At 65.7% G+C, this 9,322-nt stretch carries 13 protein-coding genes and 1 pseudogene; 7 read left to right on the top strand and 7 right to left on the bottom strand.

What is annotated here, in order from left to right; translation table 11 throughout:
- The first annotated feature begins 133 nt into the window (after positions 1–133).
- On the top strand, positions 134–355 hold the full coding sequence (locus tag ACFYVR_RS26750) for a hypothetical protein (protein WP_387479356.1): 222 nt from the start codon (positions 134–136) through the stop codon (positions 353–355).
- A 594-nt stretch (positions 356–949) separates the two neighbouring features.
- Here the strand turns inward: ACFYVR_RS26750 and ACFYVR_RS26745 are convergent.
- The 6 genes from ACFYVR_RS26745 to ACFYVR_RS26720 all read right to left on the bottom strand — a co-directional run bounded on the left by ACFYVR_RS26745 (position 950) and on the right by ACFYVR_RS26720 (position 4,997).
- Positions 950–1,210 carry a Txe/YoeB family addiction module toxin gene (locus ACFYVR_RS26745; protein ID WP_255163143.1) on the bottom strand — a complete coding sequence of 87 codons (261 nt, stop codon included), beginning with the start codon at positions 1,208–1,210 and terminating at the stop codon, positions 950–952.
- A complete protein-coding gene (locus ACFYVR_RS26740; protein ID WP_255163141.1) occupies positions 1,207–1,458 on the bottom strand; it encodes a type II toxin-antitoxin system Phd/YefM family antitoxin in 252 nt (83 codons plus the stop codon). Before ACFYVR_RS26740 ends, ACFYVR_RS26745 begins: the two co-directional genes overlap by 4 nt.
- 538 nt (positions 1,459–1,996) lie before the next feature.
- The gene (gene istB, locus ACFYVR_RS26735) at positions 1,997–2,854 is read right to left on the bottom strand and encodes an IS21-like element helper ATPase IstB (protein ID WP_387479352.1); all 858 of its coding nucleotides are present in this window, start codon (positions 2,852–2,854) and stop codon (positions 1,997–1,999) included.
- Positions 2,851–4,215 carry a transposase gene (locus tag ACFYVR_RS26730; RefSeq protein ID WP_387479349.1) on the bottom strand — a complete coding sequence of 455 codons (1,365 nt, stop codon included), beginning with the start codon at positions 4,213–4,215 and terminating at the stop codon, positions 2,851–2,853. The genes istB and ACFYVR_RS26730 overlap by 4 nt, the downstream gene beginning before the upstream one ends.
- A 160-nt stretch (positions 4,216–4,375) precedes the next feature.
- Complete coding sequence (locus ACFYVR_RS26725; protein ID WP_387479346.1) at positions 4,376–4,570, bottom strand: hypothetical protein; 195 nt, start codon at positions 4,568–4,570, stop codon at positions 4,376–4,378.
- Complete coding sequence (locus tag ACFYVR_RS26720; RefSeq protein WP_387479343.1) at positions 4,542–4,997, bottom strand: MerR family transcriptional regulator; 456 nt, start codon at positions 4,995–4,997, stop codon at positions 4,542–4,544. The genes ACFYVR_RS26725 and ACFYVR_RS26720 overlap by 29 nt, the downstream gene beginning before the upstream one ends.
- 149 nt (positions 4,998–5,146) lie before the next feature.
- Here ACFYVR_RS26720 and ACFYVR_RS26715 point away from each other — a divergent pair, with 149 nt between their 5' ends.
- From ACFYVR_RS26715 to ACFYVR_RS26705, 3 genes are all read left to right on the top strand, one after another.
- Complete coding sequence (locus ACFYVR_RS26715) at positions 5,147–5,572, top strand: Hsp20/alpha crystallin family protein (protein ID WP_387479340.1); 426 nt, start codon at positions 5,147–5,149, stop codon at positions 5,570–5,572.
- A gap of 422 nt (positions 5,573–5,994) precedes the next feature.
- Positions 5,995–6,255, top strand: a complete 261-nt coding sequence (locus ACFYVR_RS26710; protein WP_387479337.1) for a hypothetical protein — start codon at positions 5,995–5,997, stop codon at positions 6,253–6,255.
- A gap of 72 nt (positions 6,256–6,327) precedes the next feature.
- Positions 6,328–6,564, top strand: coding sequence for a hypothetical protein (locus tag ACFYVR_RS26705; protein WP_387479334.1), 237 nt, complete (start codon positions 6,328–6,330; stop codon positions 6,562–6,564).
- Positions 6,565–6,923: 359 nt separating this feature from the next.
- Here the strand turns inward: ACFYVR_RS26705 and ACFYVR_RS26700 are convergent, their stop codons facing one another.
- Entirely contained in the window at positions 6,924–7,406 is a 483-nt protein-coding gene (locus ACFYVR_RS26700) for an Ig-like domain-containing protein (protein ID WP_387479331.1), read from the bottom strand.
- Between the two features lie 770 nt (positions 7,407–8,176).
- Here ACFYVR_RS26700 and ACFYVR_RS26695 point away from each other — a divergent pair.
- The 3 genes and pseudogenes from ACFYVR_RS26695 to ACFYVR_RS26685 all read left to right on the top strand — a co-directional run.
- Entirely contained in the window at positions 8,177–8,467 is a 291-nt protein-coding gene (locus ACFYVR_RS26695; protein ID WP_387479328.1) for a hypothetical protein, read from the top strand.
- Positions 8,468–8,470: 3 nt separating this feature from the next.
- Positions 8,471–8,842 carry an HNH endonuclease gene (locus ACFYVR_RS26690; RefSeq protein ID WP_387479325.1) on the top strand — a complete coding sequence of 124 codons (372 nt, stop codon included), beginning with the start codon at positions 8,471–8,473 and terminating at the stop codon, positions 8,840–8,842.
- 58 nt (positions 8,843–8,900) lie between these two features.
- Positions 8,901–9,322, top strand: a pseudogene (locus tag ACFYVR_RS26685) (transposase); the annotation flags it as partial.

Here is a 9,322-nt window from a genome sequence, read left to right as displayed (position 1 = left end):
AGGACTCGCTGATCCCGAAGTCAGCGGCGATCTGCTTCAGCTGCTGGCCCGGCTCGCGGTTGCGAGCCACGCGGACGACGTCGTCACGGAACTCCTTGGGATACGGCTTCGGCACGGGTACATCCTTCCAGCAGTGCCTGCCGGCACCACAGATCAGATGTCACCTATCCGTGCAGCAGTCCCCACCGAGGAGCTGTACCAGCGCGAATACCTGTACGAAGTAACCGGGTTACCAAACACCCGCAACCTGCCGCTGATCGCCGAATGGCCCGAGATCGGACTCGAACCGGCGACCACGCATCTGGTGCGTCCGGACCCGTCGGAGCTTGTCAACGCGATCATCCCTCTGCCGTAGAAGAACTCAACGATCGCTGAGGGATTGCAAGAACATGTTTGTCAGACATGCTCTAAGCGCGAGAAGAGACAACTTCGCGAGATGGATCTCCGCAGAATCGGGGCGGTATGACATACGCCGAGAAGAGAACTCAGGAGTATCGAGCCGAAGCGGAGCAGGCACGCGCGGCCGGCAACGAGGATGCTGCCCTCTACGCCGAGATGCGGGCCGAGTCGTATCGCCGAGCCGCAGTCCAGATCGATCTCGACAGCGTCAACATTCAATCGCTCTCAACAGTCGAAATGTCGATAATATAACTTATCGGCTGGACGGAAGTGGTTGTGCAGCAACGTATTTCGAGACTGTGACGTGTTTGCGTGTTCCCTGTGTGGTGGTGGCGCCGGGATCGGAGCCCTCGCGCCGAAACGCGACCGAGTGCCGGACCCGTCGGACGAACGCAGCCGTGGACGCGCACGCCGACGGCTTGCGGATCAGGGATATCGGACAAGGTCCGCGCCAGAGGTGGTAGGTTTCTGCCTCGGCCGAAACCAACCCTCTGCCCGCGGTCCACCCTCGATTCGCTTGTGCCGTGAGCTATTTGGCCAGCGGGCGATGTCAGCTCCCGTAGTGGTACCGGCAGGCTGCGATTCGGATCTCGTCCTCGCCGATCTTGTACACGAGTCGGTGTTCGTCGGTGATCCGACGCGACCAGTAGCCGTGGAAGCCGTGCTTGAGGGGTTCGGGCTTGCCGATCCCCTCGTTGCCGCCCCGTTCGACATCCTTGATCAGCGTGTTGATCCGCTTGAGGACCTTGCGATCCTGGGTCTGCCACCAGAGGTAGTCCTCCCATGCGCTCTCGTCCCATACCAGCTTCATTCGAGCAGGTCGCGGGTGGTCCCGGCGCCGCGCTCGAGCCGATCGATCGAGGCCAGCAACCGGCGGGCGTTCTCCGGGCTCCTGAGCAGGTACGCCGTCTCCTTCAACGACTCGTAGTCGTCGAGCGCCACCATCACCACAGGTTCGTGCCCGGCCCGGGTGATCACCACTTCCTCGCGGTCGTCGGTGACGGCGTTCAAGGTCTCGGCATACCTCGCCCGCGACTCCGAATACGTCATCGTCTTCATGGCCCACCCCTCTCATGTAAGTACAACAAATTGTACGTGATTCGGGGTGGAGCAGCAAAGGTCGGCCCGGTGCGGTCTCGAGGTGCCACCAGCCACGACGACGCCCCAGCCCCCGGCGGTCACCGGCGCCGGCCGATCGGGTGCGCTGTCGGTCGGGTGGCGCGGCGGGGCGTCCCACCCGACGCCGTCGCAGGTGTGGACCAGCACGTGCTCCCTACTCGGGTGCGGGCGGCTCGACTCCGGCCGGGAAAGGGCGGGTGTCGTAAACGTCGCTTATCGGCTGTAGCGACCATCACCTTCATCATCTGATGCACGAACTCGTCACCATCTGCTTATAGCCGTGACGTCGCCGACCGATGCGCTGTACGACGTCCACTGTGTGGGCCTTTGGCTACTCTGGGCGAGCACTGGTCCACGCCGCGTTCACCCACCTGGAGGTCGTCGGGCAGGTATCCCTTGTTCATGTTCCGCAAGGTTGATGAGGCTCAGCGAAAGCGCTCACATGTGCTCAACAAAAGTGCTCATTCGTGGGCGGGGTTCACTGTAGCGGTTGCCGGGTCCCGGTGACGGTTTTGCGGAGCTTCTCGGCGCGGGCGTGGTAGTCACGCAGCCGGTACGAGTCACCGTCCAGGTTCAGGACGACGGAGCGGTGCAGGAGCCGGTCGAGCATCGCGGCCGCGACGGTGGTGTCGCCGAGGACCTCACCCCACTCACCCACCCCTCGGTTGGTGGTGATCACGATCGATGTCTTCAAATATCGTTGCGCCACAACCTGAAACAAAGCCGATGCGGCCTCTCCTGGCAGGGGGAGGTAGCCGAGTTCGTCGATCACCAGCAGGGTGGGTCCGGCGTAGAAGCGCATCGTCGTGGCCCACCGGCCTTCGATCGCGGCCCGGTGGCATCGGGCGGCGAGGTCGGCGGCGGTGGTGAAGTAGGTGCGGTACCCGGCGTGCGCCGCTGCGCGGGCGAGCCCGACCGACAGGTGCGTCTTCCCTACGCCGGGCGGCCCGATGAGCAGCACGTTCGTCGCGGTCTCGAGGTAGCGGCAGGTGCCGAGTTCGGCGATCAGGTTGCGGTCGATGCCGGGTGCGGAGTCGAAGTCGAAGTCGTCGAGTGAGGCCGGGGTCGGTAGGCACGCGAACCGCAACCGGCCGGCGAGGCGGCGGGCTTCGGTGGCGTCGACCTCGATCGACAACAACTCCTCGAGCGTGGCGGTCATCGACAGCCCGTCCTTCCGTGCGCGGTCGAGGACCGCCGGAAACGCTTCGGCGGCGTCGTGCAGCTTCAGGGTCGCCAGATGGCCGCGGAGGCGTTGGTAGAGGCTTGCCGCCGCGGTGGTGTCCGGCGCCGGGATCGTGTCGGCAGTAGCAGGTGCGGATGCGGGTGTGATGGTCATGCGAGGGTGTTCCTTCCTCGGGCGGCGCGCTCGTAGACCGCCAGGTCGGTGACGGTTGATGTGGCTGCCGGAGTTGATGATTCGGCAGCCGAAGGTGTGCCGATGGTGTTGTGGCGCAATGCGTGCGCCGCGGCAACCGCGGTGGGTCCGGGTGGGATGCGTTCCTTGCGGCGGTGTGGGCGCCCGCCGGCGGAGGCGGTGGCCATCGCCGCCTGTTCGAGGGCCACGACGTGCCCGTGGTCGCGGACGGTCGCCCCAGCCCCGTCGGGTGCCAGACGGTGCCGGGCAACAATGATCTGCGAGGCGGCGACGATGTCGATCACCTCGCCGCCGAGGACCCGGGCGACGGTGACCTGTGCTGCCGCGAGTTCCGGTGGCACCGAGTAGCGGTTGCCGCGGTAGGCGACCAACGCCTGCCGCGAGGCGGTGCGGGTCTCGGTGACGGTCACCGGATACGGCGTCGGCGGCGCGGTCAATGGTTCGGCAGCGGCGATCGTGGCGACCGACGAGCGGCCATCGGCGGTCGGTCGCAGACGGGTGTCCCCGCGCAGTCGGCAGAACTCGTCGAGGCTCGCCTGCGCCTGCTCGACGGTCAGATCATCGGGCAGGGTTCTCCACCACCTTTGCGCGGCAGTGTGATTGGCCTTCTCCACGACACCTTTTCGGTTCCCGGAGCGGGGTGGGCAGATCGCGACCGCGACACCGTAATGCTTGGCGACACCGGCGAAGGTGGCGGTGACCTTCCCCGAGTCCGGGTGGCAGACCGTGGCCATGCGATCGAACCGCCAGCTGCGCGTCAGACCACCGAGCTTTCGGGCGATGCGGTCGAGTCCGTCGATCAGATGCGGCTGGGTCATCGCCGGGGCCAGCACCCCGCGCCACCGCCCGGAATGAGCGAGAGACCCGACCAGCAGGTGCGCGGTCTTGCCCCAGCCCCATCCGGCCGGTGGGTTCGGAAGTTCGACCCAGTCCCATTGGGTTTCCTCGCCGGGCGGGTGGTCGATCACCGCGTTGGGGCGGTCCGTCGCGCACGCGCACGATTGGCACACCGGCCGCAGTTTCCGTTGCCGGATCTGGCGGGTCAGCGTTTGATAGGACGCGGTGTAGCCGAGGTTCTCGAGTTCGTCGCACAAGGTTCGGGCCCACAGGTGCGGGTCCTCGGTCAGGCGGGCGGTGACGTAGTCGACGAACGGTTCGAACGGGTCCTGACGTGCGGGTTTACGCACGCCGGGGGTGGTGATTCCGTTCAGGTAGTTGCGGATCGTGCGGCGGTTGCGGCCGGTGTGGCGGGCGATCGCCGAGATCGTCCAGCCTCGTTTGTGCAGTGCGTGTATCTCCAAGTCGTCCTCCCATGTGAGCATGAGAAAGCGGGTCTCCTTCGGGGTGCTGGTGCGTGGTGAGAGACCACCAGCATCGAAGGAGACCCGCCCTCATCGGCGGAGCCACACGGGTGAGCACTTTCGGTGAGCAGGACTGAGCAGGATCAATGAGCGCCATCACCCGCCGGCACTGCCGTCCGGTTCAGGTGCGCCGCTCGTCGTCGAGTGGCGCCGTGAGGACCTGGTCGAGTCGGTCCGCTTCGGAGGCGTCCCAGCCCGCTGTCACCTGGGGTGCGAGCGCGTCGAGGCCGGGGTCGTCGACGTCGTCGGCGTCGCGTTGTTGGTCGAGCAGGTCCGCTTCGCCGACCTCATCGACGGTCCGGTCGGTGTTCGTCATGAGCGCTGTCCCTTTCCTGTCGAAGTTGGTTGTTGTCCGACGCGAGTTGAGCGTTGTCGGTTCTCAGTCGGTCGTTGTCCGACCGGAGTCTGGCGTTGTCGGAGGTGAGCTGCGCGTTCGCGGACTCGAGCAGTCCGGCCCCGGACTGCAGGTCGGTGTTGCGGCTCTCCAGGGTCAGGATCCGATCCACCGCTGCGAGGTTGACACCCTCGGCGAGCAGCTCGGTGATCTGCCGCAACCTGACGATGTCGTCCTCGCTGTAGCGGCGGGTGCCGCCCTCGGTGCGCGCCGGGGTGAGCAGGCCCTTGCTCTCGTACAGCCGGAGCGCCTGTTGGCCGACGCCGGAGAGTTCCGAGGCCACCGAAATGCCGTACACGCCGCGCCGCGATCGCTCGGTCGGCGCGCTCTCGGTCGGGCGCTCTGCCATTCGACTTCCCTCGCTCCTGTTCGGACTGTTGCCTCAGCCTAGCATCGGTGATATAAGAAATCTATGTCGGCAACACAGATAATGTGCTTGCGCCGGCAGGTGTCAACAGAAGAGCGAACCACGAAGAAGGGTTCCTGGAGGTGGAAACAATGTTGATGCGCACCGACCCGTTCCGCGACCTCGATCGCTGGACCCAACAGGTTCTCGGCACCGTGGCACGACCGGCTGCCATGCCGATGGACGCCTGGCGTGAGGGCGACGACTTCGTCGTCGAGTTCGACCTGCCGGGCGTCCGGGCCGACTCGCTGAGCCTCGACGTCGAACACAACACCGTGACCGTGCACGCCGAACGACCGTCACGCGACGACGGCGTCGAAATGATCGCGGCCGAACGCCCGCGCGGGGTGTTCAGTCGGCAACTGTTCCTCGGCGACAACCTCGACACCGGACGGATCGCGGCAACGTATACCGACGGGGTGCTGCGACTGACCATCCCGGTCGCCGAACGAGCCAAGCCACGCAGGATCGAGATCAACACCGGCAACGGCCATCATCACGAGGCGATCACCGCCTGAACGTGCGGACACCTCGCCCGTGTGCGTGACGGGAGGTCAACACCATGAGCAGCATCGGCGTACTCGTCGGGGCCCCGGCCCCGGCCGCGGCCGCTTCGGCGTCCCGGTTCGACCTCGACGAGGCGTGGCTGATCACGACGGTCGAGGACATCTTTGCCGAGATGCCGGCGGCCGTGATCGCCAGCCGGCGGTGTCCGCGGATCAGGACGGACACCACACCCCCTGTACCCCAACCACTATGGCCGCGGTCGGGACTCGGTCGCGGGCAGCGGGCAGCCCAGCGGGTAGGGACCGGCAACAGCGGCCGCCGCGCTCGGGCACCGCCGGCCGACAGGCGCCGCTGCGCGCGCTCGAGGCGACCCCTGCCCTGTGCAACTCGCCCCGTTCCGGGTTGTCGCACCCTCCACGACCGGAAATCTCGCATGCCACACACCACAGTCGTCAATCTCGCCTGCACCGGGGTGAATCCGATGACTCCCGAAAACTACCCGCCGGTGTCGCCGACGAGCGACGCGGACGGTGAGCTGCGACCGTACTTCGTACCCACCGTCGCTCTCGTCTCCACCGTCCCGGTCGGCGTCCTCGCCGCCGCGACTGTGGGTTCGCTGCTCGCCGCTGCACTTGTCGCCCTCGGCACCGTGGCCTGCATCCTGCTCGCCGGTGTGATGATCCGGCCCCCGTGAACCCGACCCAGCCGACATCACCGACCCGGCGAAAAACACCCGGGCGATCGATGTCGGATTCGGTTCGACACCATGACCGCGCCCGCCAGCGGCGGAGCGCGTACCGGACGACAGGAGGTACACGCGGTGCTCGACGCACACGGCACCCACCCCACCTTCGACACACACCACCGCCATCGCCTCGACCCCGACGCCCACCGTTCCCCCACACCGCGCGAGGAAGAGGCGATCATCTGGCCCGACCCCAGTCCCCTGCACACATGGTGGCTCGACGTGATGCACCGAGGCGGACGCCATGCCGCACACTGACCCCGGCAACACACACCGGTGGACCATCCGCTGCGACCATTGTGACCACCATATCCGCGTAGCCGGAAACCGCACCACCGCAGAAACATTCGCCCGCACCAACGGCTGGATCACCACACCGACACGGTGCCCCGGATGCGCAACCGTCGCCGCACACCACCACACAGCCGCCTGACGTGCAGCGATCACACGTCGCGATGGCGGGCACACCATACCGAGCGACGAGTGGTCCGATGACGTCGCCCGCCTCAGCCTCCTCGACTGCTGGGCGGCGGGTCCGCCGACCGCGGCACCTCCGTGATTGTGCATCCGAGAATGTGTGATCTACGAGCCCCGTTGCCGGCAGGTGATGACCCGACTCAGCTTGAGCCGATTGGGAGGCACACCGAGCCGAGATTCAGTCCTGTCGCGACGTTGAGGGTCAGTGCTGCGGACGTGGAGGGTTTGAAGTTGTTCGCGCCGATCGTTGCTCCGCCGAAGGTTGCGATGATGACGTGCGCGCCTGTCGTGCTGAAGGTGTGCTGGACACTGGCGGTTCCGTTCGTCACGGCCGCCGCGGCGCCGATCGCGGTACTGCCTTCCTTGAATGTCACCGTGCCGCCGGTGAATGCGGGCGCAACTGTTGCGGTCAGGGTGACCGGGCAGGTGGTCGCGACCATGCCCTGGACCGAGGCTGTCGTCGTGGTGTTGATGTCCGCAGCCGCCGCGGGGGGAGCCATCAGGACGATTGCGGCGGCGGCGGCTCCGAAGGTGAACATGCCGGCCCTCAGGCGTCGCGCCGGTGTCCGTCGACTATGTGTGCCCCGGCCTGCAGACTCCGAACCGGACAGGTTGGATGCCACTGATGCGATCATGACCGCACTCCTTCGATTCGCGCTTGGGGGAACGCGAAGCGGACGACCACGCATCAATGTTTCGCGGCCGACCGGGCCGCTGAATGCGACGTTACTCGGGGGCGGTAGCGACCATCAATGCCGAACCGACCGTCCTGCACCGGTGCGGTCAGCGGGGTTGGGGCGTGCGCAGTGTCGCCCCGTCGGTCGATCGGTCGGCAGCGGACGAGTGTCCAGTCGTGCGGCGGCCGTATACCCGTGCCGGATCCCGGATCCGCCCCCCGGTCGAGATGGTCGGCCAGGAGAAACACCCGAGCATCTCTCGGCGATATTCAGGGCAGGTCGGGGAAATCTCCCGGAATCCACGAGGTGAAATCACATGATGGGTAGCGACGGCGGCTCGGTCGGAGTCGACTTCAACCTGGCATTCCAGGCGTTCCTCAAGTGGCTGAGCGTCATGTTCGGCATCGGCGGAGGGATCGGGATCAGCTGACAGAAGGAATCGGTACCGAAAACTGAAATGCAAAGAATGGCTTCCGAACGTCCCGGAGGTCATTCTTGTTGCGCCACAACAGCCGATCCATACACGCCTACGTGGGACGTATCGCGCTTAGCGGGAATATTTTTCAGGAAGTTCGCATTCGTTATCCGGTGTCCCGCTCAGACCGAACCGGCCATCCCGGCCGTGGCGGCTCGAATGGGGATGTTTGCGGAGAAGTCGGGGAACCCCTGTCGGTTTGCTGAGAATCGTCAGGAGCGCACCGTCGAATGGAGGCCCGATGCAGAGCGGTGAGAACACAGTGGCCGCCGAGAAGGCCGACATTCTGGCCCGGGTGTGTGCCGCACTCGGCGGAGGCGAGATCGGTCGCGGAAAGACGATCCTGCGCAACGAGTACCCGTTCGTGGTCGAGCCGAGAATGACACGCAGATACACCGAACGCCAGTGTCCGCGCGTGTTCTACCGCGACGGCTTCCTTGACCGATACTCGGGACACAAGCTGGCGCATCCGGGTGCGCTGCGGACCCTGTCGAGAGTCATCCCCGACGAGTTCCCGGCACACCCGAACTGAAGCATGTCCCAGACCCACTTCGCGTACTGGGAACTCTTCCCGACCATCGATCACATCGTCCCTGTCACCCGCGGCGGAGCGGACGACGAGTCGAACTGGGTCACCACATCCATGTTGCGGAACTCTGCAAAGGCCCATTGGACGCTCGATGAGCTGGGTGGCGACTTCTCCCAGCCGGTGCTTCGACGGGATGGGACGGACTCGCCGAATGGTTCGTATGCCATCTCGAACACCACTCGGGGCTTGCTCGGGATCCGTACCTGGGAAGGTGGCTGCGGGCGACCCAGGAGGAACTTGGCCGGTCTTAGGCCGTGTTTCAGAAGTGGTTTCGCCGTGGGAGCTCATGCAGGCCGGCGTGTCGTGACAACTGAATAGGCGAGGTCTCCGGTAAAGGGTTCAGTGACCAAGCAAAACCTGAAGTACGGGAGACCTCGTGCCCAGCGTAGCGGTGTCGGGGCGGGCGGATCTGACCGACGCGCAATGGTCGGTTCTGGGTCCGCTGCTGCCTCGTGGAAGGAAGGCGGGCCGACCGCCGAAGTGGATGAAACGCCAGCTCATTAACGGAATCCGTTGGCGGATCCGAACGTGATCGCCGTGGCGGGACGTCCCCGCCCGGTACGGGCCGTGGCAGACCGTCTACGGACTGTTCCGGCGTTGGCAACGCGGCGGGGATACGACAAACTCGCCGTCCGTTACACCGCCACCGTGTGCATCGCCGCGATCAATCAGTGGCTCCGCACACCGGGCTTATGAAACACGGCCTAGTAGGACTTTGTTAGGTGGGGAAGGTGTGGTGGCAGGTCGGGCAGGTCCCGATCCAATAGGCCAGTGCGCGTTGGAGTTTGCGTACGACGG

This window comes from Rhodococcus sp. NPDC003318 (genome assembly GCF_042879035.1).
Classification (GTDB): Bacteria; Actinomycetota; Actinomycetes; order Mycobacteriales; family Mycobacteriaceae; genus Rhodococcus_G.
Note: the sequence above shows the minus strand (reverse complement) of the source record. Positions and strands in the feature narration are given on the sequence as shown.

What these genes read in the sequence shown, in the direction of transcription:
- ACFYVR_RS26695 (WP_387479328.1), top strand. Translation starts at nt 8,177, where the DNA reads ATGCAGAGCGGTGAGAACACAGTGGCCGCCGAGAAGGCCGACATTCTG.
- ACFYVR_RS26715 (WP_387479340.1), top strand. Translation starts at nt 5,147, where the DNA reads ATGTTGATGCGCACCGACCCGTTCCGCGACCTCGATCGCTGGACCCAA.
- ACFYVR_RS26720 (WP_387479343.1), bottom strand. Translation starts at nt 4,997, where the DNA reads ATGGCAGAGCGCCCGACCGAGAGCGCGCCGACCGAGCGATCGCGGCGC.
- ACFYVR_RS26710 (WP_387479337.1), top strand. Translation starts at nt 5,995, where the DNA reads ATGCCACACACCACAGTCGTCAATCTCGCCTGCACCGGGGTGAATCCG.
- ACFYVR_RS26730 (WP_387479349.1), bottom strand. Translation starts at nt 4,215, where the DNA reads ATGCTCACATGGGAGGACGACTTGGAGATACACGCACTGCACAAACGA.
- ACFYVR_RS26740 (WP_255163141.1), bottom strand. Translation starts at nt 1,458, where the DNA reads ATGAAGACGATGACGTATTCGGAGTCGCGGGCGAGGTATGCCGAGACC.
- ACFYVR_RS26745 (WP_255163143.1), bottom strand. Translation starts at nt 1,210, where the DNA reads ATGAAGCTGGTATGGGACGAGAGCGCATGGGAGGACTACCTCTGGTGG.
- istB (WP_387479352.1), bottom strand. Translation starts at nt 2,854, where the DNA reads ATGACCATCACACCCGCATCCGCACCTGCTACTGCCGACACGATCCCG.
- ACFYVR_RS26705 (WP_387479334.1), top strand. Translation starts at nt 6,328, where the DNA reads ATGACCGCGCCCGCCAGCGGCGGAGCGCGTACCGGACGACAGGAGGTA.
- ACFYVR_RS26690 (WP_387479325.1), top strand. Translation starts at nt 8,471, where the DNA reads ATGTCCCAGACCCACTTCGCGTACTGGGAACTCTTCCCGACCATCGAT.
- ACFYVR_RS26725 (WP_387479346.1), bottom strand. Translation starts at nt 4,570, where the DNA reads ATGACGAACACCGACCGGACCGTCGATGAGGTCGGCGAAGCGGACCTG.